This window comes from Roseisolibacter agri, assembly GCF_030159095.1.
GTDB classification, from domain to species: Bacteria; Gemmatimonadota; Gemmatimonadetes; order Gemmatimonadales; family Gemmatimonadaceae; genus Roseisolibacter; species Roseisolibacter agri.
On record NZ_BRXS01000002.1, the window covers coordinates 510,704 to 533,019 of the forward strand.

20 protein-coding genes are annotated in these 22,316 nt (G+C 74.3%); 13 read left to right on the forward strand and 7 right to left on the reverse strand.

Annotation, left to right across the window (positions count from 1 at the left end; translation table 11 throughout):
• The first annotated feature begins 29 nt into the window (after positions 1 to 29).
• Positions 30 to 704, forward strand: a complete 675-nt coding sequence (locus rosag_RS07105; protein ID WP_284349366.1) for a hypothetical protein — start codon at positions 30 to 32, stop codon at positions 702 to 704.
• Positions 705 to 764: 60 nt separating this feature from the next.
• On the opposite strand, the gene rosag_RS07110 is transcribed toward rosag_RS07105, so the two are convergent.
• Positions 765 to 3,209: an ABC transporter permease gene (locus tag rosag_RS07110; protein ID WP_284349367.1), complete on the reverse strand. Its 2,445-nt coding sequence runs from the start codon at positions 3,207 to 3,209 to the stop codon at positions 765 to 767.
• A 189-nt stretch (positions 3,210 to 3,398) separates the two neighbouring features.
• Here rosag_RS07110 and rosag_RS07115 point away from each other — a divergent pair, with 189 nt between their 5' ends.
• Positions 3,399 to 3,935, forward strand: a complete 537-nt coding sequence (locus tag rosag_RS07115) for a DUF488 domain-containing protein (RefSeq protein ID WP_284349368.1) — start codon at positions 3,399 to 3,401, stop codon at positions 3,933 to 3,935.
• A 6-nt stretch (positions 3,936 to 3,941) separates the two neighbouring features.
• On the opposite strand, the gene rosag_RS07120 is transcribed toward rosag_RS07115, so the two are convergent.
• The 3 genes from rosag_RS07120 to rosag_RS07130 all read right to left on the reverse strand — a co-directional run bounded on the left by rosag_RS07120 (position 3,942) and on the right by rosag_RS07130 (position 6,518).
• The gene (locus tag rosag_RS07120) at positions 3,942 to 4,577 is read right to left on the reverse strand and encodes a hypothetical protein (protein ID WP_284349369.1); all 636 of its coding nucleotides are present in this window, start codon (positions 4,575 to 4,577) and stop codon (positions 3,942 to 3,944) included.
• 94 nt (positions 4,578 to 4,671) lie between these two features.
• The gene (locus rosag_RS07125) at positions 4,672 to 5,583 is read right to left on the reverse strand and encodes a LysR family transcriptional regulator (RefSeq protein WP_284349370.1); all 912 of its coding nucleotides are present in this window, start codon (positions 5,581 to 5,583) and stop codon (positions 4,672 to 4,674) included.
• Entirely contained in the window at positions 5,574 to 6,518 is a 945-nt protein-coding gene (locus rosag_RS07130) for a LysR family transcriptional regulator (RefSeq protein WP_284349371.1), read from the reverse strand. Before rosag_RS07130 ends, rosag_RS07125 begins: the two co-directional genes overlap by 10 nt.
• A gap of 182 nt (positions 6,519 to 6,700) precedes the next feature.
• Between rosag_RS07130 and rosag_RS07135 the strand changes: the two genes are divergently transcribed.
• The 9 genes from rosag_RS07135 (at position 6,701) to rosag_RS07175 (ending at position 17,352) form a co-directional block, all read left to right on the forward strand.
• A complete protein-coding gene (locus tag rosag_RS07135) occupies positions 6,701 to 7,846 on the forward strand; it encodes a helix-turn-helix transcriptional regulator (RefSeq protein WP_284349372.1) in 1,146 nt (381 codons plus the stop codon).
• A 130-nt stretch (positions 7,847 to 7,976) separates the two neighbouring features.
• Complete coding sequence (locus rosag_RS07140) at positions 7,977 to 9,521, forward strand: hypothetical protein (protein WP_284349373.1); 1,545 nt, start codon at positions 7,977 to 7,979, stop codon at positions 9,519 to 9,521.
• 65 nt (positions 9,522 to 9,586) lie between these two features.
• Entirely contained in the window at positions 9,587 to 10,276 is a 690-nt protein-coding gene (locus tag rosag_RS07145) for a hypothetical protein (protein WP_284349374.1), read from the forward strand.
• A gap of 44 nt (positions 10,277 to 10,320) precedes the next feature.
• Positions 10,321 to 10,761: a hypothetical protein gene (locus rosag_RS07150; protein ID WP_284349375.1), complete on the forward strand. Its 441-nt coding sequence runs from the start codon at positions 10,321 to 10,323 to the stop codon at positions 10,759 to 10,761.
• Positions 10,762 to 10,910: 149 nt separating this feature from the next.
• A complete protein-coding gene (locus rosag_RS07155; protein ID WP_284349376.1) occupies positions 10,911 to 13,409 on the forward strand; it encodes an ABC transporter permease in 2,499 nt (832 codons plus the stop codon).
• 271 nt (positions 13,410 to 13,680) lie between these two features.
• Positions 13,681 to 14,604 (forward strand): nucleotidyltransferase domain-containing protein, encoded by a 924-nt coding sequence (locus tag rosag_RS07160; RefSeq protein WP_284349377.1) that lies wholly within the window; start codon positions 13,681 to 13,683, stop codon positions 14,602 to 14,604.
• Positions 14,605 to 14,645: 41 nt separating this feature from the next.
• Positions 14,646 to 15,206, forward strand: coding sequence for a dihydrofolate reductase family protein (locus tag rosag_RS07165; protein ID WP_284349378.1), 561 nt, complete (start codon positions 14,646 to 14,648; stop codon positions 15,204 to 15,206).
• A 103-nt stretch (positions 15,207 to 15,309) separates the two neighbouring features.
• On the forward strand, positions 15,310 to 16,791 hold the full coding sequence (locus rosag_RS07170) for an amidohydrolase family protein (protein WP_284349379.1): 1,482 nt from the start codon (positions 15,310 to 15,312) through the stop codon (positions 16,789 to 16,791).
• 12 nt (positions 16,792 to 16,803) lie between these two features.
• Positions 16,804 to 17,352: a DinB family protein gene (locus rosag_RS07175; RefSeq protein ID WP_284349380.1), complete on the forward strand. Its 549-nt coding sequence runs from the start codon at positions 16,804 to 16,806 to the stop codon at positions 17,350 to 17,352.
• A gap of 3 nt (positions 17,353 to 17,355) precedes the next feature.
• On the opposite strand, the gene rosag_RS07180 is transcribed toward rosag_RS07175, so the two are convergent.
• From rosag_RS07180 to rosag_RS07190, 3 genes are read right to left on the reverse strand one after another with little or no spacing between them, the layout of a single operon-like run.
• Positions 17,356 to 17,946 (reverse strand): alpha-ketoglutarate-dependent dioxygenase AlkB, encoded by a 591-nt coding sequence (locus rosag_RS07180; RefSeq protein ID WP_284349381.1) that lies wholly within the window; start codon positions 17,944 to 17,946, stop codon positions 17,356 to 17,358.
• 10 nt (positions 17,947 to 17,956) lie between these two features.
• Positions 17,957 to 19,093: a hypothetical protein gene (locus rosag_RS07185; RefSeq protein WP_284349382.1), complete on the reverse strand. Its 1,137-nt coding sequence runs from the start codon at positions 19,091 to 19,093 to the stop codon at positions 17,957 to 17,959.
• A gap of 57 nt (positions 19,094 to 19,150) precedes the next feature.
• On the reverse strand, positions 19,151 to 19,909 hold the full coding sequence (locus rosag_RS07190; protein ID WP_284349383.1) for a hypothetical protein: 759 nt from the start codon (positions 19,907 to 19,909) through the stop codon (positions 19,151 to 19,153).
• A 159-nt stretch (positions 19,910 to 20,068) separates the two neighbouring features.
• Here rosag_RS07190 and rosag_RS07195 point away from each other — a divergent pair, with 159 nt between their 5' ends.
• Both rosag_RS07195 and rosag_RS07200 read left to right on the forward strand, forming a co-directional pair.
• A complete protein-coding gene (locus tag rosag_RS07195) occupies positions 20,069 to 21,709 on the forward strand; it encodes an alpha/beta hydrolase-fold protein (RefSeq protein ID WP_284349384.1) in 1,641 nt (546 codons plus the stop codon).
• Positions 21,710 to 21,813: 104 nt separating this feature from the next.
• Positions 21,814 to 22,314 carry a hypothetical protein gene (locus rosag_RS07200; protein WP_284349385.1) on the forward strand — a complete coding sequence of 167 codons (501 nt, stop codon included), beginning with the start codon at positions 21,814 to 21,816 and terminating at the stop codon, positions 22,312 to 22,314.
• The last annotated feature ends 2 nt before the right edge of the window (positions 22,315 to 22,316 follow it).

Here is a 22,316-nt window from a genome sequence, read left to right on the forward strand (position 1 = left end):
GCTTCGCCCACACGCAACGGAGACCGATCATGTCGAAGAGATCGCTCGCGAGCCTCCTGGTCCTCGGCACCGCGCTGGCGGCGTGCGCCGACGGCACCACCAGCCGCACGCTGACCGCCCCGGACGCGAGGCGGGAGATCAGCGAGGCACCGGCCGACCTCCGCGGCTCGGCCGCAGTGGATGGACCGGCCGACGTCGTCCTCGCACGCGAGGCCGCCTCCACGCAGATGGCCGCGTCCGCGCAGGCCGCGAGCGGCGGTCGTGCCTCCGGCCACGTCGAGCTCACGCTCGGCTTCGGGTTCTTCACCAACATCGTGAGCGAGCAGTACTCCTTCGTGGCGCTGCGGACGGACCCGCTCACGCCCTACGCGGCGAAGGGGCAGTACGACATGACGCTGACGACCGCGACCGGCGTCGTGCAGGAGTTCCACGGCGTCGTGGTCTGCATGGGCACCACCGGCAACACGACGCGCGTCGTCGGCCAGCTCACGTCGGTCGTCGTCAATGGCATCCCGCGCGCGATCAATCCGGCGCAGTCGCACAACATCTGGAACGTGACGGACAACGGCGAGGGCCAGGGGACGGCGGACACGGCGTCGCCGATGATCTTCTTCCCCGCGGCGATCGCGCCGCGGCACTGCGCCAACGACTTCATCCCGCCGCAGTTCGCCATCCAGGCCGGCAACGTGCAGGTCAGCCCCTGAGCGCGTGGGGGCTGACGGTCCGCGTGGCGGCGGCTCCCTGCGCCGCCACGCGACCGACGTTCAGCTCGCGTGCAGCGTGACCGCCGGATCGATGCGCGCCGCGCGGAACGCCGGGAGCCAGCACGCGCCGATGCCGACGACGGCCATGACGAACGCCACGACGCCGAGCGTCACCGGATCGTGCGGCGGCACGTCGAACAGCAGGCCCTGCATGAGCCGCGTCAGCGACAGCGCGCCCGCGACGCCGAACGCCAGCCCGACGAGCACGAGCCGTCCGCCTTCCGACAGCACCATGCGCTGCACCATGGACGCGTTGGCGCCGAGGCTCATACGGACGCCGATCTCGTTCGTGCGCGCGGTCACCGAGAACGCCAGCACGGCCGCGATCCCCACCGCCGCGACGATCAGCGCGAGCACGCCGAACGACGACACGAGCATCGCGTTCAGGCGCCGCGGCGCCACGCTCTCGTCGCGGATCTGCTCCACCGTCAGCACCTTCTCGATGGGCTGCTGCGGCGCCGCCTGACGCACGATGCGCGTCGCCGCCGCCGCGAACGACGCCGGGTCGGACCGGGTGCGGATCACGAAGCCGCCCGACGGGAAGTCGCCCTGCGCGAACGGGATGAACGTCGCCGGGATCGGCGTCGCGTCGAGGCCACCGTCCTTCGTGTCGCCCACCACGCCGACCACCGTGCGCCAGTCGCCCGAGACACCGATGAACTTCAGCACCTCGCCGGTCCACGCCACGCGCTGGCCGATGGGATCCTGACCGGGGAAGAGCTGGTCGGCGAGCGTCTTGTTCAGGATCACGACGCGCGGGCTCTCCGCGCGGTCGGTGGACGTGAACGCGCGCCCCTGCAGCAGCGGGATGCCCGCGGCGCGGAAGTAGTCGGGGTTCGCGGTGCGGTACTCGGAGTGCGGCTGCGCCTGCCCGGGCGCGATCGGGTGGCCGTCCGCCTTGATGTCGAGCGTGATGCCCGACGCGCGCAGCGGCATCGTGGAGCCGAGCCCCACCTCCGACACGCCGGGCAGCGCCGCGAGCTGGCGCTGCATCTGCTCGTACTGCCCGATGGTCGCCGCGGGGTTCGAGCCGTCGAAGTCCTTCGGCACCTCCATCGTCAGCACGCGCTCCGCGTGCAACCCCGAGTCGACGACCGAGAGGCGCTGCATCGTGCGCGTCAGCAGCCCGGCGCCCGTGAGCAGCACCACCGACACGGCGATCTGCGCGACGACGAGCGCCTGCTGGAAGCGCTGCCGGCGGACGCTGCCCGTCGTGCGCCGGCCGCCCGCGGCCAGCGTGGCGCCGAGCGTGCGCTCGCTCGCCATGCCGGGCGCGAACGAGAGGAGGATCGCGACGACGACGGCCAGCAGGAGGCTGAACGCGAGCACCGCGCCGTCGATGCGGATCTCGCCCGCGCGCGGGCTGTAGCGCGCCGCGAAGGTGGCGAGCATGCGCACGCCGCCAAAGGCGAGCAGCAGGCCGAGCGTGCTGCCGGCCAGCGCCAGCAGGAGGTTCTCCGCCATCAGCAGCCGGCGCAGCCGCCACGTGCCCGCGCCCATCGCCGTGCGGACGACCAGCTCCTGCTCGCGGCGCACCCCGCGCATGAGCGTCAGGTTGGCGACGTTCGCGCACGCGATGACCAGCACGAACGCGGCCGCGCCCATCAGCAGCAGCATCGTCAGCCGCGCGTTCTGGCCGAGCACCTCTTGGAACGGCGTCAGCGTCACCTGGAAGCCGGAGCCGGCGTCGTACGCCTCGGGATGGTCCGCGTGCGCGCGCGCCGTGATCGCCGCGACCTCTGCCCGCGCCTGCGCGACCGTCGCGCCGGGCGCGAGGCGGGCGATCATCGCGGTCATGCGATGCGTGCGGCCCGTCACCATCATCGCACTCAGGTGGTGCTCGCTGTTCACCATGTTCATGAGGGCGTCGATCCGCGCCGGGAAGTACGGTGCCGGCTGCAGCACGCCCACCACGCTGACCGCCTTGCCGCCCACGCGCAGCGTCCGGCCGACGACCGACGGGTCGCCGCCGAACCGCTTCTGCCAGTAGTCGTGCGTCAGCATCATGACCGGCGTGGCGGCGGGGCCGTCGTCGCGGTCGGTGAAGCTGCGGCCGAGCACCGGCGAGAGCCCCATCACCGAGAAGTAGTTCCCCGTCACGAGCCCCACGTCGATGCGCACCGCGTCGTCCTCGCCGACGAGCGTGAGCGTGAGCGGCGAGTACTCGGCGATCCCGGCCAGCGCCTTCGATCCCGTGCGGAAGTCCGCGATCTCGGGCACCGAGAAGAACACGTCCTCGCCGCCGGGCCCGCGGATGGACTGCCGCAGGTACATCAGGCGGTCGCCCTCGCGGTGCGGCAGCGGCTTGAGCATGACGCCGCGCACCACGCTGAAGATCGCGGTCGTGGCGCCGATGCCGAGTCCCAGCGTGACCACCACGGCGAGCACGAAGCCCCGGGCGCGCAGCAGGGTCCGGACGGCGTAGCGCAGGTCGGCGACGAGCATGGGGGGTGTCCTTCGGAGGGTGGGCAGGGGGGCGGCAAACGTAGGCTCCACTGATACGACGCACGAGGGCGGGCGGAATCGACAACGCGCCGGATGTTTCTTCGCGGCGCCGGCGACGGGGACCACGGGAGGCGCGGCGTCGCCCGATCCAGCAGAAGCCGGGCGGTCGTCGGTCGCTACCTTGCGGCCATGTGGCCAACCGTCTGGACCGTCGGGCACTCCACCCGGCCGCTCGACGAGTTCCTGGCGGTGCTCGCCGCGCACGACGTCGGGCTGGTCGCCGACGTGCGGCGCTTCCCCGGCTCGCGACGCCTGCCGCACTACGCGGCGCCGACGCTGGAGGCGTCGCTCGCCGCGCGGGGGGTCGCCTACCACTGGCTGCCCGCGCTCGGCGGACGACGGCGGCCGGATCCCGCCTCGCCGAACGTCGGCTGGCGGCATCCGGCCTTCCGCGCCTACGCGGACCACGTGGCCACCGGGGAGTTCGCCGACGGGCTGCTCGAGCTCCTGCTGCTCGCGCAGGGGCTCCGCACCGTCGTCATGTGCTCCGAGATCCTCTGGTGGCGCTGCCACCGGCGGCTCATCGCCGACGTGCTGGTGTCGCTCGACGTGCCGGTCGTGCACATCCGCGACGCGCGCGTGGCGGAGCCGCACCGCCTCACCGCACCCGCGCGGCTCGTGGACGGGCGGCTGACCTACGAGCCGGACGACGGCGCGTCCGGCTGACGCGACTCAGCGCTTCGTCGCGCGACACCCGCGCCCCGTCTCCGCGCACGCCAGCGCCGCGCGCAGCGCACGCTCGTAGGCGGCCGACTGCTGGTCGCCCGGCATCGCGGCGACGCGCACGGCGACGTCGCCCATCTCCAGCTGCATCCGCTCCGCCTGCCGCACGGCCACGCTGTCGCCCGCCGACGCGCGCGTGAGGATGCGCTGATAGCGCGTCATCAGGCTGTCGAAGGCCGCGTCGCGGTCGTCGCTCGCACGGTCGTCCGGCGTGCGGTCCGCGTGTGCACGACTGCTCGCGGCCGCGCGGCTCGCCTGCTCCGCACGGCGCGCCTCCAGCAGCGTGCGGCCCAGCATCACCGTCGGCGACAGCGCGACCGCCTCCTCGCCGATCCCCACCGCGAGCGCGAGCGCCTTGTCCAGCTTCCCCTCGCCGCGGCCGGCGCGCGCGTCGCCCACCTTGTCGACCACGCTGGCGCCGAGCGCGCGGGCGCGGCCCAGGAGGCGGCGTGGGGACTTCGTGGCGGGCGCGGTCGCGGTGTCGGCGGCGGGCTGCGGCGTCGGCTGCGGGGCCTGCGCGGCGAGCGGCGTGATCGCGACGAAGGTCAGCGCGAGCGTCAGCGCGGCAGTGGAGAGGCTGGGCATGGGTGGGTCCCCCGAGTGGCGTGGCGGATGCCGGACGGCCGCACGTTGGGACTCCTCGCCGATCGCCACATGGGGAGCGCCTCCCCATCCCCCGTCACGCCGTGGGGCGCGCCTCCGCGAACTCGGCCGCCACGCACTCGACGAACGTCCGCACCACCGGGCGCGCGTCGGCCGCGCGATGCAGCGCGAACATCCCGAGCGCCCGGTGCACGCCCTCGACGCGCCGGACCACCGTGCCGGGCGGCGGGTCCTGCTGCGTGGACTGCGTCACGAACGTCCACCCCGCGCCCGCGGCGATGAACGCCACGCCCGCGGCGAAGCTCGGCGGCGCGGTGGCGATGCGCGGCTCCACGCCGCCGCTGCGCGCCGCGTCCACCATGTGGTCGTAGAGCGCCGCGTTCACGTCGCGGCCCGGCACCAGCAGCGGCAGGTCGGCCAGCTCGCGCAACGTCACCTGCGCGCGCGGCGCCAGCGGGTGCGTCGCCGGCAGCAGCGCCCAGCTCGACGACTCGTCCGCCAGCCACACCGCGTCCAGCTCGGGCGCGAAGTCCGACGCCGCCGCGCCGATGCCGAAGCCGACGTCGATCCGCTCCTCGCGCAGCGCGGCCGGATGCAGCGGCCACGGCGTCGGGTCGAGCTCCACCGTGCTCCCCGGCGTGCGCCGCCGGAACGCGTCCAGCGCGGCGGTCACGCGTCGCATGGCGCTCGCCCAGTCGGGGAGCGCGAGGCGCAGCACCGCGCCCTCCAGCGCCGCCGCCTGCGCGGCCCTCCGCCCCGCCTCGACCTCCGCCAGCGCGCGCCGCGCGTGGTCCAGGAACGCGCGCCCCGCGGGCGCGAGCCGCAGCCCGCGCGACGTGCGCTCGAACAGCGCCACGCCCAGCTCGCGCTCCAGGTCCTGGATCTGCCGGCTGAGCGCGCTCTGCGCGACGTGGAGCCGCGCGGCCGCGCGCCCCAGGCGCCCGTCCTCCGCCACCGCCACCAGGTAGCGCAGGTGCCTCAGCTCCACGACGCCGCGCTCTCGTCCGCACTCTCGTGCGGGTGCTGCTCGTGGTAGGCGTCGCGCAGGCACGCGAGGAACGCCCGCACGAGCGGCCGCTCGTCGTCTTTACGCCGCAGGGCGAACAGCCGCACCGTGATGGACGCGTCGCGGATGGGCAGCACGACCGTGCCGGGCGGCGGCGTTCGCATCAGGCTGCGGAAGCCGAGGATGAAGCCCGCGCCCGCGGCCACGAGCCCCGCCGACGCCGCGGGGCTCGGCGGCGCGACGATGACGCGCGGCTCGCGTCCCGACCGCCGCAGCTCCGCCACGCAGTGGTCGTACATCGCCGGGTAGACCGCGCGCTCGGGGAGCAGCATCGGCACCTCCACCAGCTCGCGCAGCGTGACCGCCTCGTGCCGCGCCAGCGGATGCGTCGACGACAGCACCACGCGGTCCACCGGCTCCTCGGCCAGTGCCTCGCCGTCCAGCGCCGACGGCAGGTCGGTCAGGCGCACCGCCGGGCAGAAGCCCGCGTCCATGCGCCCCGCCGCGATCGCGGCCGGCTGCTCGGTCCACGCCGTCGGGTCGAAGGTCACCGTCGCCGCCGGCATCCGCGCGCGCAGGCAGTCCACCGCCAGCCCGATGCGCGCCACGTGCTCGCCCCAGTCCACGGTGCCGATGCGCAGCGTGCCCGCGGCGCCCGCCACGACGTCGCGCACCGCGTGCGCCCCCGCGTCCGCCGCCGCCAGCGCCCGCTGGGCGTGCGCGAGGAAGACGCGCCCCGCCTCGGTGGGCTGCATGCCGCGCGGCAGCCGCGCCAGCAGCGGCGCGCCCAGCTCGCGCTCGAGGTCCTGGATCTGGCGGCTGAGCGCGGACTGGGCGACGCGCAGCCGCGCCGCCGCCCGCGCGAGGTTCCCCTCGGCGACCACCGTCACGAAGTAGCGCAGGTGTCGCAGCTCCATGCCCGTGAACATGTGTCCCCCGGGCGGCACTGTCGAGGCCGCGGAGGGGGGCGCGTTCGCTCGGAGAGAACGGTCCGTTCGGAACAAAGTCATGCGCGAACGCGCCCGGGCGCCGTAGTGTCCCTGCGCCCCGAACGCGTGGCGCCGACTGCGGTTGCACCGGACCCCGTGCGATCCCGACCATGACTCCCAGCCTGACCCCGACCGACCTGGCGCGCCTCGCGACGGCGGCCGACGCGCTGCTCTCGCCGCTCGCGAGCCCAGACGGCGCCGCCTGGCGCACGCGCGTGACCGGCGCGATGCGCGAGCTGTTCGGCATCGACAACGCGCTCTTCGTCACCACCGAAGGCGAGCGCCTGCGCTTCGACTGCGACACCGCGCCGCCGGCCGTGCTCCGGCGCTTCGAGCAGCTCACGCGCGCCGAGGCGCGCACGGGGCGCATCCGGTCGGTCGACACGCTGGTGGACACGTGGTTCCAGCGCCGCGCCGCGATGGGCGTCGAGATCTACAACGAGCCGCTCAACGACCGCATGGTCGACTACCAGCTGCACCGCAGCACGATCGTCAACGAGGCCGTGCGGCCCGGCGGCATGTACGACTTCCTCGGCTTCATGACCGCGACGGCGGGGCACGAGCTGATGCTCTTCATGGGCCACGAGCGGCCGGGGCGCTCGCGCTTCGGGAGCGACGGCGAGCTGCCCGTGCTGCGCGCGCTGCTGCCCGCGTTCCGCGCGGGACATCAGGCCCTCGCCGCCGTCGGCGCGCATCGCGCGGCGCTCGGCGCCACGCTCGACGAGCTGACGGACGCGGTGCTCGTGGTGGGACCCGACGGGCGCGCGCTGCATCGCAACACCGCGCTCGTGCGCCTGCTGGCCGCCGATCCGCAGCGCGAGCGCCTGGAGGCGGCGCTCCTGCTCGCGTCGTGCGGCTGGACCGGCACCGCGCGCCGCACCGCGACGCCGCGCGCCGCGGAGCAGCGCGTCGCCACGAGCGTCGGCCGCTACGTCGTGCGCGCGTCGCACCTGCCGCCCGACCTGCTGGGCGAGGCGGGCGGCGCGCTCGTGACCGTCGTGCGCGACGTGGCCGGCGCGGACGCCGCGCGCACGCTTCCCGCGCGCTTCGGCCTGACGCAGCGCGAGGCCGAGGTGGCGCAGGCGCTCGCGCGCCGCCTCACCAACGCGGAGGTCGCGCGCGCGCTCGGCATCAGCCCGCACACGGCGGAGCGGCACACCGAGCGCGTGCTCGCGAAGCTCGGCGTCCGCTCGCGCCACGAGGTCGCGCAGAAGCTGCACGAGGAGAACGACACGCTGGCGCTGGCCGTGGCCTGAGCCACGCGCGCGCGCGCAATCATGCGCGCGCGAGATGGGGAGCCGCTCCCCATGTGCGCGGAGCACGGAAGGACGATCGTGGCGTCGCACCACCGACGACCCGACCCGTCCCCCTCCGCGACTCCGCGCCATGCGCTCCTTCACGACGTTCGTTCGCACCGCCCTCGCCATCGCGCTCGTGAGCGCGTGCGGGGGCGATGCCGTCACCGGCAGCACCGGCAGCCCGCCGGTCACGGTCCCGCCGCGCGACACCACGCCGGCGCCGCCACCGCCCAGCACGACGCCCGGTCCCGTCGGCCCGCTGACGCCGGTCGTCGACCGCGCGCGCGCGGCGAGCGACAGCATCCCGCTCTCTGGCGGCACGCTCGTCGCCACCGGCGCCGACGGCACCACGTATCGGCTGACGATCCCCGCGACCGCGCTCCTGCGGCCCGTGCGCATCACGATGACGCCCATCACCGACGTGACGGGCTTCACCGCGCGCGGCGGCCGCTGGCTGGGCGTGGACCTGCAGCCGCACGGGCTGCGCTTCGCGAGCCCGCTCACGCTCGACGTGGTGCCGGCGGGCGGCACCGGCGCGGTGCGCGCGCAGACGTTCGCGTACGGCGCGGACGGGGCGGACTTCCACCGCTTCCCGCTGGTGGCCGACCGCACGCGCCTGCGCATGCAGCTGCTGCACTTCAGCGGCGCGCTCGCCTACGTCGGCGACGGGATCTCGATCCCCGTGCTCCCCGGCCCGCCCGCCGACGCCGAGGCACAGCTGGAGCAGGCGGTCGCGGAGCTGGTGAACGCCGAGCGGGACGCGCAGCTCACCGGCCGCCCGGGGGACCCGGACTTCGTGGCGAAGCTGGAGCAGCTGCACGCCGCCTACTTCGACGCCGTCGTGCAGCCGATCCTGACGCGCATGGTGAGCGACTGCAAGTTCGCGGAGCAGAACACGAGCAAGGCGCTCGGCTGGGCGCGCTCGGTGGAGCTGCTCTTCCCGGACCGCTTCGGCCGGCAGACGGGCGCGGTGACGGACGCGATGCTGCGCGCCACGCAGCACTGCCTCGAGGAGGCGATCGCGCCGTGCATCGACTGGGGCGACCCGGCGCAGGTGCAGCGCGTCCTCGCCTACGACCGCCAGCGGGAGCTGCTCGGCATGGAGGGCCCGCCCAACATCTACGATTCGGCGCTCGCGTGCGGCGACCTCGAAGGCACGTTCACGGCCGAGATGAGCGAGGGCGGCTTGCGCGAGGTGGTCCGCGCGACGGTGAAGTTCGCGCTCGACCGCGGCGCCTCCGGACCGGGCGGGCGCTCGTACGTCGTCCGGTCGGGACAGGTGACGTGGAGCGGCGAGCTGTCGGTGCCCGGCTGCCGGGCGACGGTGCAGGGCGTGAGCGCGCCGGTGCGCGCGGGCGACGGCACCGTGAGCATCCTCCGCGTCGGCACGGCGCAGCTCTACTTCGGCCGCGGGATCTCGCAGCTGCCCAACGCGTCGGTGATCGTCGACTGCCCGGACCAGCCCACGCAGACCGCGCCGTATCCGGTGGGCGCGCGGGCGTGGCTCTCCATCCCGTATCCGCCGGGCGGGGTGCTGGGCGACGGCGACCGCACGATGGTCGGCAGCTTCGCGGACGGGCGCACGACGTGGCGCTGGTCGATGCGGCTGACGAGCGGCGTCGCGGGGCCGTGAGGCGCTCGAGGTTCTCCACGAGGAAATCCACAGACGTTCTCCACATCCAGACCGGGATCCGATCCATGCGTCCATACATCGCTTCCACGCGCGCGCGTCTCGCGCTCGCCCTCGTCGTCGCCGCGCTCGCGGGCTGCACCGGCGGCAGCGACGTCACCGCGCCGGCCCTCGATGCGCCGGCACTCGCCAAGTCCCCGAGCGGCGGCGCGATCGCGGCGCTCGTCGTCAGCCCCGCCAGCGTCACCGGCGGCGCGACGGTGCAGGGCACCGTCACCATCGCCAGCGCGGCGCCCGCGAAGGGCACGACCGTCACGCTCGCGAGCAGCGATCCCACGGTGGCGACGGTGCCGGCCACCGTCACGGTGCCGCGCGGGCAGACCAGCGCCACGTTCGCGGTCGTGACCAAGGCGACGTTCGGCGCGACGGTGACGATCACGGCGACGCAAGGCCGCAGCGCGCAGTCGGCCTCGCTGTCGCTCGTCGGGCCGGTGCTGGCCGACCTGACGCTCTCGCCCGCGAGCCTCGCGCGGAACGCGACGGGGCAGGGCCTGGTGACGCTGAGCGGCCCCGCGCCGGCCGACATCAACGTCACGCTCACCACGAGCAGCAACGCGGTGCTGGTGCAGCCGATCGTGACGATCCCGGCGGGGATGTCCCAGGCGACGTTCGACATCCTCGCGCTGCAGACCGGGTCGGTGACGATCACCGCGACGCTGGGGCCGCAGACGCGGAGCGCGGCGCTCACGGCATACTGAGCGAGCCGCCGCACCCATCACACATCCACACGGGAGGGACATCGATGTCGAAGCCCCGCAGCGCCGGGCAGATGCTCGTCTCCACCGGTGCCGTGCTCGCGATCCTCTCGCTCGCCGGCTTCGGCCTGTGCCTGGTCTTCCAGTGGCCGTCGCAGTTCGTCCTCGGTGCGGTGGCGGATGCGAAGGTGACGCTCGCGGACGTCGTCACCGGAACGGTGCTCTCTCCGCCGCTCGCCCCGTGGGTCATCCTGGTCGTGGCGACGCGGCTCGCCGGCAGCAGGCGCTGGTGGGGCACCGTCGCCACCGCGGTCCTCTGCGTGCTGGGGGTGGTGTTCGCGATCGGCGGGTGGGGGGAGGCGTTCGGGCCCGCGAACCCGGCGGTGCCCCGCGCGGTGCTCCTCACGGGTGGCATCGTCTGGATGCTGCTCGGGCTGTCGTTGCCGACCTTCGGCCTGCGGGCGCTGCTCGCGCGGCGGCGCGGGTAGGCGGGGACGCGGCGGCGGACGCGGTGTCGGACGCGGAAGCCTTCACCGTACCGGAACAAACCCTGTGAATCCGGCCCGCGTCCAACCACGTACGCGCCACCGAGGCCCTCGCGCCCCGGCCGCCCGTCGTGTCCCCCACGCCCCGGACCATGCGCAACCTGAAGCTGGCGTTCCGCACCCTGCGGTCCACGCCGTTCGTCACGGCCGTCGCCATCCTCTCCCTCGCGCTCGGCATCGGGGCGAACGCGGCGATCTACTCGCTCGTCGACCAGATGCTCCTGCGGCCGCTCCCCGTCCGCGAGCCCGAGCGCCTGGTCAACCTCGTGGCGCCGGGGCCCAAGCCGGGATCGACGACCTGCAACCAGTCCGGCGACTGCGAGGCGGTCTTCAGCTACCCGATGTTCCGCGACCTGCAGCAGCGGCAGGCGCCGCTGGCGCAGCTCGTCGCGCACCGGATCCTCAACATCAACCTCGCCTTCGACGGGCAGACGCTCGACGGCGAGGGCGCGCTCGTCTCCGGCAACTACTTCTCCGCCCTCGGCCTCACGCCCGCCGTCGGCCGCCTGCTCGGCCCCGACGACGACCGCACGCTCGGCGGGCACCCCGTCGCCGTGCTCTCGCACAGCTACTGGGAGACGCGGCTCGGCGCCGACCCGTCCGTCGTCGGCAAGGCGATCGTCGTCAACGGGAACCCGCTGACGATCGTCGGCGTGGCGCCGCGCGGCTTCGAGGGCACCACGCTCGGCGCGCGCCCGCGCGTCTTCGTGCCCATCACGATGCGCGCGCAGCTCAACCCCGGCTTCACCGGCTTCGACAACCGGCGCGACTACTGGGTCTACCTCTTCGGCCGCCTCAAGCCCGGCGTCACGCCCGAGGTCGCGGCGCGCCAGCTGAACGCCGTCTACCGCCCCATCCTCGCCGACGTCGAGGCGCCGCTGCAGGAAGGGATGAGCGCGGAGACGAAGCAGCGCTTCCTCGCGCGGCAGGTGACGGTGGAGCCGGGCGCGCGCGGCCAGAGCTCCATCCACGGCGAGGCGCGCACGCCGCTCGTGCTGCTGTTCGCGATCACCGCGATGGTGCTGCTCATCGCCTGCGCGAACATCGCCAACCTCCTGCTCGCCCGCGGCGCCGCGCGCGTCGGCGAGATGGCCGTGCGCCAGTCGCTCGGCGCCGGCCGCCGCCGCCTGGTCGCGCAGCTGCTCACCGAGGCGTGCGTGCTGGCGGCGCTCGGTGGCATCGCGAGCCTCGTCGTCGCGCAGTGGACGCTCACCGGCGTCGCGTCGATGCTGCCCAGCGACGCGATCGAGACGCTGCGGTTCAAGCTCGACCTGCAGGTGCTCGGCTTCACCGCGCTGGCGGCGCTGCTGACCGGCGTCGCGTTCGGCCTCTTCCCGGCGCTGCACGGCACGCGCCCGGACCTGATCGGCGTCATCCGCGCGGGCGCGGGACAGATCGCCGGCGGCGCGCGCGCGGCGGCCCGCTTCCGCGTCGGGCTCGTGACGGCGCAGATCGCGCTCTCGGTGATGCTGCTCGTCTCGGCCGGCCTCTTCATCCGCAGCCTGCGCAACGTCACGCGCGAGGAGCTGGGGCTGCAGGTGGACCAGCTGGTGACGTTCGCGATCTCGCCCGTGCGCAACGGCTACAAGCCGCCGCAGTCGCGCGAGCTGTTCGCGCGCGTGCGCACCGAGCTGGCGACGCTCCCCGGCGTGACCGGCGTGACGACGGCGCGCGTGCCGGTGCTGTCGGGCGACAACTGGGGCAACGACGTCTCGGTGCAGGGCTTCGAGCGCGGCCCCGACACCGACGCCGGCGCCTCCTTCAACGCCGTCGCGCCGGGCTACTTCCGCACGCTCGGCGTCGCGCTGGTCGCGGGGCGCGAGTTCACGGAGGCGGACCGCCTGGGCGCGCCGAAGGTGGCGATCGTCAACGAGGCGTTCGCGAAGAAGTTCGGCCTCGGGCGCGACGCGGTCGGCAAGCGCATGGCGCGCGGCGACACGGCGGCGCTGGACATCGAGATCGTCGGGCTGATCCCCGACACGAAGTACAGCGAGGTGAAGGACCCGGCGCCGCCGCTGTTCGTGCTGCCGGTGCTGCAGGACTCGATCGTGGGCTCGGTCACGGTCTACGCGCGCACGTCCGGCTCGCCCGAGCAGCTGCTGCGCGCGATCCCCGGCGTCATCAAGCGCCTCGACCCGAACCTCCCCGTCGAGGAGCTGAAGACGATGCCGCAGCAGGTGCGCGAGAACACCTTCCTCGACCGCATGATCAGCACGCTCTCGGCGTCGTTCGCGGTGGTGGCGACGCTGCTGGCGGCGGTGGGACTCTACGGCGTGCTCGCGTACACGGTGGCGCAGCGCACGCGCGAGATCGGGGTGCGCATGGCCCTCGGCGCGGACGCGCGGCGCGTGCGCGGCCTCGTGCTGCGGCAGGTCGCGACGATGGTGGGCGTGGGCAGCGTCGTCGGCGTGGCGGCTGCGGTCGGCCTCGGGCGCGCGGCCGCGTCGCTGCTGTTCGGGCTCAGCGCGCACGACCCGGTGACGATCGTCGTCGCCATCGGCGTGCTGCTGCTGGTGGCGGCGGGCGCGGGGTGGATCCCGGCGCGGCGCGCGGCGCGCGTGCACCCGATGCAGGCGCTGCGCTACGAGTGAGCGGGGGCGCGGCGGCCGTGGCGTGACTGGCCGCCGCGCGATGCGGGGCGCATGTTGGGCTGCCGTGCGTGCGGCGGGGATGCTGCCTCGCCGCACGCGCGGCGCTCGGCAGCCCGCGAGCGCCTCCGGACCTCACGCCTCCGTCGATGTCGTACCGCGAGGACCACCGCTGGGAGCACCGCGTCATCGAGCACGATCTCCGCGACGCGATCGGCGTCAGGCGGCACCCTCGCCTGCCTGTTCCGCGCCGAGCCCGCGCAACGCTGCCCGAGTGACGAGGACCAGCGATCCGCCGTCGGTCGACGAGCCGGGCGCCACGCCCACGCGTCCACGGCCGGCGGCCAGTGTCGAGGCGTACGTGGCCGACGTGGTCGCGGCGTGCGCCGAGCCGGCCGGTGCCCTGGTGAGCCTCGTCCTGTTCGGCAGCGCGGCCACCGGCGGGTTCGCGGCGTCGATCTCGGACGTGGACCTGCTGGCCATCCTCCGGGACAACACGGACGCCGTCGAGCGCCGGCGCGTGCGCGACACCATCGCCACGCTCGAAGCGCGGCACGGGCTCGCGAAGCCGCCGTGGCGGGGCCCCCCGCTCGCGCGGGCGCTCGCGGCGTTCGCCGACCGGGTGAACGCCAACGTCCGCGCGTTCTTCGTGTGCACCCGCGCCGACCTGCTCTCGGGCGACCCCGCGCGCATCCTCGGCATCCCGCGCGCGCAGGCGGCCTTCGTCGACCGGGTCGCCGTCCCGAGCATCGTGGCTTCGGGCGTGACCGTCTGGGGCGAGGACCTGCTCGCCGCCGTGCCGCTCCCGCCGATCCGCCGGCTCGACGTGGCCAAGGCGTTCTTCGGGCTGTTCAACCAGGCGCTGTTCACGGCGGTCTGGTACCCGCTGCTGCCGGGGGCGACGAAGAACGCGATGGACACGCTCAAGCGCTCGGTGCACAGCTGCTACTTCTGCCACCACGGCCGGCCGGCGCCGCTCGCGGTGGAGGTGGCGTACTTCGAGGCGCGCTACGGCCCGATCCCGGCGCTCGCCCGACTGCTGATGCTGCGGCACGCATACCGACCCTCGTTCCGGTACGTCGTCGGCTGCCTGCCGGCGCTCGCGCGGCTGCACTGGCGAACCGCGCGGGACGTGCGCTTCCCGCGCCCGCCGCTGAGCTTGGGCGTCAGTCGCGTGGAGGTGCTCCTCGACACGTGACGGTCCATCGGTCCCCCACAACCCGGAGCAGGCGCGCCACCATGGGAATCCTGACCTTCAGCCTCAACGTCACCCTCGACGGTTGCGTCGACCACCGGGAGGGCGTCGCCGACGACGAGACACACGCCTTCTTCACGCGCCTCATGGACGAGAGCGGGGCGATGCTGTGGGGCCGCGTCACCTACGAGATGATGGAGAGCTACTGGCCGGCGGTCGCCCGCGGCGACGTGGAGGCGCCACCGGCGACGCGCGAGTGGGCGGTCAAGCTGGAGGCGAAGCCGAAGTACGTCGTGTCGTCGACGCGCACGCGCTTCCCGTGGACCAACAGCCACCACATCGACGGCGACCTGCGCACGGGCGTGCAGCAGCTGAAGGACGCGACCCCGGCCGGCGTGCTCCTCGGCAGCGGCAGGCTCGCGGTCGCGCTGGACCGACTCGATCTGATCGACGAGTACCTGTTCCTCGTCCATCCCAGGATCGCGGGCCACGGGCCGACGCTGTACCAGAGCGGGCTGCCCGGCACGCGGCGACTCGAGCTCGTGTCGGCGACGCCGCTGCGCAGCGGCGCGGTCGCCATGCACTACCGGCGCGCGCCCGGCTGACGACCGGTTGCCGCGAACGGCGCGGCACGCGCAGGTTCCTCCCCGCGCCCCGACGTCCGGTGGCGCAGTCACGGCGAACATGAGAGCAGGAACGGAGCGCGACATGGACGTGCACACGCGGATTGGCACCTACCTCGCCGCGCAGCCGGAGCGCAAGGTCGTACTCGCGGCCGTCGCCGCGCTCTGTCTCGCGACGCCCGCCACCGCGCAGCCCGCGAATCCGTCGACGACGCTCGGTCCCGAGGTCCGCCAGTTCGTGAGCGTCGACGCCCCCGTCGTCGCGCTCACGCACGCGCGCGTCATCGACGGCACCGGCGCCGCCGCGCGCGCCGACCAGACGCTCGTCGTCGAGCGCGGCGTCATCCGCGCGCTCGGCCCCGACGGGCAGGTGGCGATCCCCGCGGGCGCGCGCGTGCTCGACCTGAACGGCCGCAGCGTGCTGCCGGGGCTCGTGATGGTGCACGAGCACATGTTCTACCCGTCGGGCGGTGGGAGCGTCTACAACGAGCAGGCGTACAGCTTCCCGCGGCTGTACCTCGCCGGCGGCGTCACCACCGCGCGCACCGCCGGCAACATGGCCGGCTACGCGGACCTGGAGCTGAAGCGCGCGATCGACGCGGGGCGCGCGGTCGGGCCGTCGCTCGACGTCACCGCGCCGTACCTCAACGGCCCCGGGCTACCCATCTACCAGGTGCACGCGCTCACCGGCCCGGACGACGCGCGGCAGATGGTCGCGCACTGGGCCGACCGCGGCGCGACGTCGTTCAAGGCGTACATGCAGATCACGCGCGAGCAGCTCGCCGCCGTGATCGCGGAGGCGCACCGGCGGAAGCTGAAGGTCACGGGACATCTCTGCTCGGTGACGTTCCGCGAGGCGGCGGCCGCGGGCATCGACAACCTGGAGCACGGCCTCGTCGTCGCCAGCGACTTCGCGCCGGGGAAGCAGCCCGACCAGTGCCCGCCGTCGCAGGCGGCGTCGATCGCCGCGCTCGACGTCGCGAGTGAGCCGGTGCAGGCGCTGATCCGCGAGCTGGTGGCGCGGAAGGTCGCGGTCACCTCCACGCTCACCATCTTCGAGACCTTCACCCCCGGGCGCCCGAGCGCGCCGCAGGGCGCGCTGGACGCGATGCTCCCCGAGGTGCGCGACCAGTACCTGCGCCGCCGCGTGCAGATCGCCACCCAGAGCAGCTCGCCGTGGACGCGCACGTTCGCGAACGAGATGCAGTTCGAGCGCGACTTCTTCCGCGCCGGCGGGCGCCTGCTCGTCGGCACCGACCCGACGGGCTACGGCGGCGTCGTCGCCGGCTACGCCAACCACCGCGCGCTCGAGCTGCTCGTCGAGGCGGGGCTCACGCCGCTCGAGGCGATCCAGGTGGCGACGCGCAACGGGGCCGAGTATCTGGGGAAGGCGGACAGCGTGGGGACGATCGCGGTCGGGCGGCGCGCGGACCTCGTGGTCGTGCGCGGCGATCCGTCGGCGCGCATCGGCGACGTCGCGAACGTGGAGACGGTCTTCAAGGGCGGCATCGGCTTCGACGCACCGCGGCTGTTCGCGTCCGTGCGTGGCCGCGTCGGGCTGCACTGATATCTTCCGATCATGACCCAGCCGACGACGACGTCCGATCCCGTGCTCGCGCTCATGGACGCGGAGCGCGCCAGCTTCCTGGCCGAGGTGGCGCGCGTGCCCGCCGCGCGGCAGGCCGAACGCACCGCGCCCGACCGCTGGTCGGTGGCGGAGATCGTCGAGCACGTGGCGCGCATCGACTTCGGCGTCGCGCGGATCCTCGGCATGCACGCCGCGCAGCCGCGTCCCGCGACGCCCGAGGTGCTCGCGGCCGCGCAGCTCACGCCCGAGAAGGTCGCGCGCGTGCGCAGCCGCGCGGAGCGCATCGAGGCGCCGGACCGCGTGCGCCCCACCGGCGAGCTCGCGCCCGAGGCGGCGCTGGCGCAGCTCGCCCAGGCGCGCGAGGCGCTGAAGGCCGTCTACGTCTCGGCCGATCCCGCGGTGCTCGACGGCGTCGTGCACGAGCATCCCGTCATCGGCCTGCTGACGCTGCGCGGGTGGTTCCAGCTCGCGGCGCACCACGACGCGCGGCACGCGCAGCAGGTCGCGGAGCTCGCAACCGAGCTGGCGCGCGACGCCTGAGAGCTACGGCCTGCGCTCGCGCAGGTTGCGGAAGGTGATCGAGTAGCGGCGCGCGTCGACGGCGGGGATGCTGTGCTCCCACTCCGTGCGCGACGCGCCGCGCAGCAGGTACGCCGAGCGCGGCTCGGCCACCAGCGAGACGCGCTCCCACGCGTCGCCGACCTGGCGGCGCAGGCGGAAGCGGCAGGGCGCCAGCAGCGAGATCCCCACCACGTCGCCGAACACCGCCTTGTCGCGGTGCCAGCCGATCCCGGCGCCGGCGTCGTACTCCGTCACCAGCACCTGCTGCAGCGCGTCGGGCGACAGGTCGGCGAAGCGCGCCGCCACGTCGCGCAGCGACAGCAGGAACGCGGGGATGTCGTCCGCCCGGTCGAGCGTGCGCGCCGCGAAGTCGTAGCGCCATCCGAACGACACGGTGCGCCGCTTCCCGACGTAGCCGTGGAACTCGAACTCGCGGAACGGCAGCGTCTCGACGTGTGCGAGGAGCGTGCGCTCGTCGTCCGCGGTGATGACGTCCGCGCGGTAGCGGAACCCCTCGGGCAGGGCGGGCGCCGGCTCGGGCTCCGCGCCGAACAGCGTGAACTGGTCCGACATTCAGAACGGGTCAGAGCGCGTCGGCGATGGCCGCGATCTCCTCGGCGTCGCGCCACGCCTCCGTCAGCGCGGCCAGCTCCACCTCCAGCGCCGCGCGCTCGGCCTCCTCGTGCGCGACCATCTCCAGCGCCAGCCGGTCGACGGCGGGCATGCGCAGCAGCGCGATGCGCTCCGCGCTCCCGATGCCGCCGTGCGCCCAGAACGAGCGCCCGGTGAGCTGCACCGCGAGGTCCTCGACGAGCGACACGACGTCGGTCGTGGCGACGGTCGCCGCAGGTGCATGCGCCACCGCCACCGCTGCGCCGCCGGTGCCGCCGCCGCGCCCCCACTGCCACCGCCACGCCGCGTCGAGCACGCGGCGGTAGTAGCCGTCGGGCTGCATCGCCTCGTCCACCTTGCGCACCGCGGCCGCGACCAGCTCGGCCGACCCGGAGAACTGGTTCACCGCCGCCAGCAGCTTCGCGCCCGTGCGCAGCCCCTCGGCGCCCGAGAGCCGCACGGGCCCCAGCTCGTGGTCGATCTCCAGCTGCCACGGCTCGCCGCGCTCGGGCCGCACCAGCTGCGCCGACGCGAGGTGCCGCCGCCGCAGGATCGCCGTGTCGGCGCCCGGGTGCGCGCTGGTCGCATCGCGCGGCACGATCGCCAGCACGCGCTCCGCGCGCTTCCCGGGGCCCGACAGCCCGGCCGTCAGCCGCAGCACGCGCTCCTCGTCCGGGACCAGGCGGTCGGTGGCGTGCAGCCAGCGCAGCGCGTGTGCGCCGGCGCCCAGCAGCGCGGTCGTGGCCCGCACCACCGCGTCGCGGCGCGGCGTGCGGCGGCGCAGCAGCCGTGCACCGTAGCGCCAGACGGCCACCTCGGGGCGGAGCGCCGGCCCGATGCGCACCAGCTCCGTCCCGTCGGGCAGCCCGGCGAGGCCGACGTTGTCGGTGCCGTAGCGCTGGTGCGCGTCCCGGAAGCGGCGCTCGCACTCCTCCATCGCCTCCCACCGGTCGTCGATGGGCGCGAGGTTCCACCGCCCGCACCGGACGCAGACGGCCCACAGGCGGCCGCGCGCCCGGTCGAAGGCGAGCCGCCGGCCCACGGGGAACGTCTCGAGGGCGTCGTTGCGGCCCAGCGGCGCCAGGCAGTGGATGCAGGTGCTGTACATGTCAGCCCCGGACTGCAAATCAGGGACGCGCGCGACGGGGCCGAGGCCGCCGCGCTTCTACCGCGACCGTCGCCCGCTGTCCGGGAGACTGTACGTCACGCGCCCCGTCTCGTCCAGAAAGTCGAGGCTCGCGCGCCCCAGCGAGTCCACCACCAGGCGGACGCGCGGCTTCCCCGAGCGGTCGGAGAGGTTCACGAGCGCGCTCTTGGCCACGTCGCGCCCCACGTAGACGCGCTGCGCGAACAGCGGCTGGCCGTCGCGCGGCTCCTGCCACCTCCGGAGCGCCTCCGTGCGCGCCGCCCCCTCCGGCAGCTTCATGATCGAGTCCCGCTCGGCCACCAGGTCGTAGATGTCGACGTCGGCGCGGTCGGCGACGGTGAACCCCATGCGCCGCTGCCCGTTCTGGTCGGCATACTGGAGGTAGAGCACCTGGTCCTGGTTGTACTGGTCGAACGACATCCCGACCGACGACTGGAACTTCCCGTCGGGCCCGCGGCGCCCGGTGAAGGTGAGGCCGCCGTTCTCGGTCCCCTCGTCGTTGAAGAAGATGATCCCCGGCCGCGTGCCGCCCGCGTAGCCGAACGGCTTCCCCTTGTAGATCGGGCCGATCGAGCGCGGCCGGTTCGAGATCACCATCCGCAGCTTCCCGTCGGGCTCCACCACGTTGATGCGCTCGACGTCGATCTCGGTGAAGCGCTGCTTCGCCGGCTGCCCCGCCCGCGTGAACGCCGCGAGGCCGAGGACGAGCAGCAGGGTCGTGGAGACGAGGGTGTAGGCGCGCAGGAAGCGGAGCTGCCGGGCGACGCTGGCGTCCATGGGAGACTCGGCTGGATGGAGGGGAGGGACGGACGGGAGTCCACCGTCTGCACGCGGGCGGCGCCGCGATCATACCATCGGCGCGATGGTATGGAGCGACGTCGGCGCGCGTGTCTGGGCGTGCCCCGTTCGCCGCGCCCCCCACACGGGAGTCCCCACGTGCGCCGCTCCGCGCTCCTGCTGCTGCTCCTCGCGTCCGTCGCCGGCGCGCAGCCCACGCGCTTCGAGGTCACCGTCGCGCCCGAGGCGCACCGCGGGCCGCTCACCGGGCGGCTGGTCGTGCTCGTGTCGAAGGTCGGCGAGCCGGAGCCGCGGCTGCAGCTCTCGCCCGTGGGGCCGGCGATCTTCGGCGTCGACCTGGAGCAGCTCCCGGCGGGCCGCGTCGCGGTCGTCGACACGGGCGCGGCGTCGCATCCCATGTCGCTCGCCGCGCTGCCGCCGGGCGACTACTACGTGCAGGCGGTCGTCAACGTCTACGAGCAGGCGCGGCGCAGCGACGGGCACACGATCTGGGTGCACCTCAACGACGGGACGCAGGAGTTCTTCACCGTCGCGAAGGGCAACCTCCACGGCGACGTGCAGCGCGTGCGACTCGGCGACGGCGGGACGGTGCGCCTCGCGGTGACGAAGGTGATCCCCGCGACGCCGCGCCCCGCGGATACCGAGTGGGTGAAGCGCGTCAGCATCCAGAGCCGCAAGCTGACCGCGTTCTGGGGCCGGCCGATCCACATCCACGCGACGGTGCTGCTGCCGAAGGGCTACGCGGAGCACGCGAGCGTGCGCTATCCGACCGTGTTCACGCTCGGGCACGGCGTGCCGTTCGGCTTCACGACCGACTCCACGCGCGTGCGCAACCTCGGGCGCATCAATCCCGTGACGGGCGTCGAGACGGGGTACGACTTCTACCGGGCGTGGAGCGCGGACTCCTTCCCGCGCGTGATCGCGGTCAGCTTCGAGCAGCAGACGCCGTACTTCCCCGACGGCTACTCGGTCAACTCCGCCAACAACGGCCCGTACGGCGACGCGGTGATCGAGGAGGTGATCCCGGAGCTGGAGCGGCGCTTCCGCATGATCGCGAAGCCGTACGCGCGCCAGCTGGAGGGCGCGTCCACCGGCGGCTGGCAGACGCTCGCGCTGCAGCTGCGGAACCCGGACTACTTCGGCGGCGCGTGGGTGCTCAACCCCGACCCGATCGACTTCCGGCGCTGGCAGCAGACGGACATCTACGCGGACACGAACGCGTTCGTGCTGCCCACGGGCCCGTTCACGAGCACCGAGCGTCCGTTCCGCCGCACGACGGAGGGCCAGCCGGTGTGGTCGGCGCGCGACCTCAGTCGCTTCGAGGCGGTGCTCGGCAGCCGCGGGCGCTCGGGCTACCAGCAGGAGGCGTGGGAGGCGATCTACGGCCCGGTCGGCGCCGACGGATACCCGAAGCCGCTGTGGAACCGGCGCACGGGCACGATCGACCGCGAGGTCGCGACGTACATGCGCGAGCATGGCTACGACCTGCGCGAGTACGCGCAGCGCCACTGGGCCACGCTGGGGCCGAAGCTCGCGGGCAAGCTGCACTTCTTCACCGGCGAGATGGACGACTTCTACCTCAACCTCGCGGTCTACCGCTTCGAGGACTTCCTGAAGGGGACGACGAGCCCGAGGTCCGACGCCGACTTCACCTGGAACCGCCCGATGAAGGGCCACAGCTCGCACGCGTGGACGTGGGCGGAGTTCGTGCGGCTGGTCGCGGCGACGGTGAAGCGCGGGGCGCCGGCGGGCGAGGACGCGCGGGCCTGGAGCTACTAGCGGCGCGGAGCGGGCGGCCGATGTGGCGCCCGTCGCCCGACGATCCCACATTGGGGCCGCCGTCTCCGGTCGTCCGCTCCCACTTCCGAACCGTGAGGCTCTCCATGCGCCGGACCGCGTTCCCGCTCGCCGCCCTCACCGCCAGCGTCGCCGCCTGCGCCAGTGGCGAGAAGGCGGCCGACACCGCCGCCGCCGTCGACACGACCGCCCCGGCCGCGACCGCGGCGCCCGCGCCGGCGGCGCCGGCGGCGCTCACCGCCGCGGACATCGCCGGCGAGTGGGCGGGCACCTCCTACGCGACGCCGGGCGACTCCGTGGTCGCGCGGTGGCACATCAGGAGCGTGACCGATTCGACCGCCGTGCTGACCTTCGACGACACCAAGAAGACGGTCAACTACCGCACGACGCTGGCGGGGGACAGCCTCGTCTCGGTGTCCGAGCCGTACACGCCGCCCGGCGCTCCGGCCAACGCGCCGAAGACGACCTTCCACGCCGTCGGCCGCCTGACGGGCGACACGCTGCGCGGCGTGACCCACGTCATGCTGGCGTCCAAGCCCGACTCGATGGTCGCCGAGCATCGCTGGGTGGCGACGCGGCCGAAGTAAGG

Excerpts from the sequence above, each read along its gene's own strand:
- rosag_RS07105 (WP_284349366.1), top strand. The coding sequence starts at position 30 with ATGTCGAAGAGATCGCTCGCGAGCCTCCTGGTCCTCGGCACCGCGCTG.
- rosag_RS07110 (WP_284349367.1), bottom strand. The coding sequence starts at position 3,209 with ATGCTCGTCGCCGACCTGCGCTACGCCGTCCGGACCCTGCTGCGCGCC.
- rosag_RS07115 (WP_284349368.1), top strand. The coding sequence starts at position 3,399 with ATGTGGCCAACCGTCTGGACCGTCGGGCACTCCACCCGGCCGCTCGAC.
- rosag_RS07120 (WP_284349369.1), bottom strand. The coding sequence starts at position 4,577 with ATGCCCAGCCTCTCCACTGCCGCGCTGACGCTCGCGCTGACCTTCGTC.
- rosag_RS07130 (WP_284349371.1), bottom strand. The coding sequence starts at position 6,518 with ATGGAGCTGCGACACCTGCGCTACTTCGTGACGGTGGTCGCCGAGGGG.
- rosag_RS07135 (WP_284349372.1), top strand. The coding sequence starts at position 6,701 with ATGACTCCCAGCCTGACCCCGACCGACCTGGCGCGCCTCGCGACGGCG.
- rosag_RS07140 (WP_284349373.1), top strand. The coding sequence starts at position 7,977 with ATGCGCTCCTTCACGACGTTCGTTCGCACCGCCCTCGCCATCGCGCTC.
- rosag_RS07145 (WP_284349374.1), top strand. The coding sequence starts at position 9,587 with ATGCGTCCATACATCGCTTCCACGCGCGCGCGTCTCGCGCTCGCCCTC.
- rosag_RS07150 (WP_284349375.1), top strand. The coding sequence starts at position 10,321 with ATGTCGAAGCCCCGCAGCGCCGGGCAGATGCTCGTCTCCACCGGTGCC.
- rosag_RS07155 (WP_284349376.1), top strand. The coding sequence starts at position 10,911 with ATGCGCAACCTGAAGCTGGCGTTCCGCACCCTGCGGTCCACGCCGTTC.
- rosag_RS07165 (WP_284349378.1), top strand. The coding sequence starts at position 14,646 with ATGGGAATCCTGACCTTCAGCCTCAACGTCACCCTCGACGGTTGCGTC.
- rosag_RS07170 (WP_284349379.1), top strand. The coding sequence starts at position 15,310 with ATGGACGTGCACACGCGGATTGGCACCTACCTCGCCGCGCAGCCGGAG.
- rosag_RS07175 (WP_284349380.1), top strand. The coding sequence starts at position 16,804 with ATGACCCAGCCGACGACGACGTCCGATCCCGTGCTCGCGCTCATGGAC.
- rosag_RS07180 (WP_284349381.1), bottom strand. The coding sequence starts at position 17,946 with ATGTCGGACCAGTTCACGCTGTTCGGCGCGGAGCCCGAGCCGGCGCCC.
- rosag_RS07185 (WP_284349382.1), bottom strand. The coding sequence starts at position 19,093 with ATGTACAGCACCTGCATCCACTGCCTGGCGCCGCTGGGCCGCAACGAC.
- rosag_RS07190 (WP_284349383.1), bottom strand. The coding sequence starts at position 19,909 with ATGGACGCCAGCGTCGCCCGGCAGCTCCGCTTCCTGCGCGCCTACACC.
- rosag_RS07200 (WP_284349385.1), top strand. The coding sequence starts at position 21,814 with ATGCGCCGGACCGCGTTCCCGCTCGCCGCCCTCACCGCCAGCGTCGCC.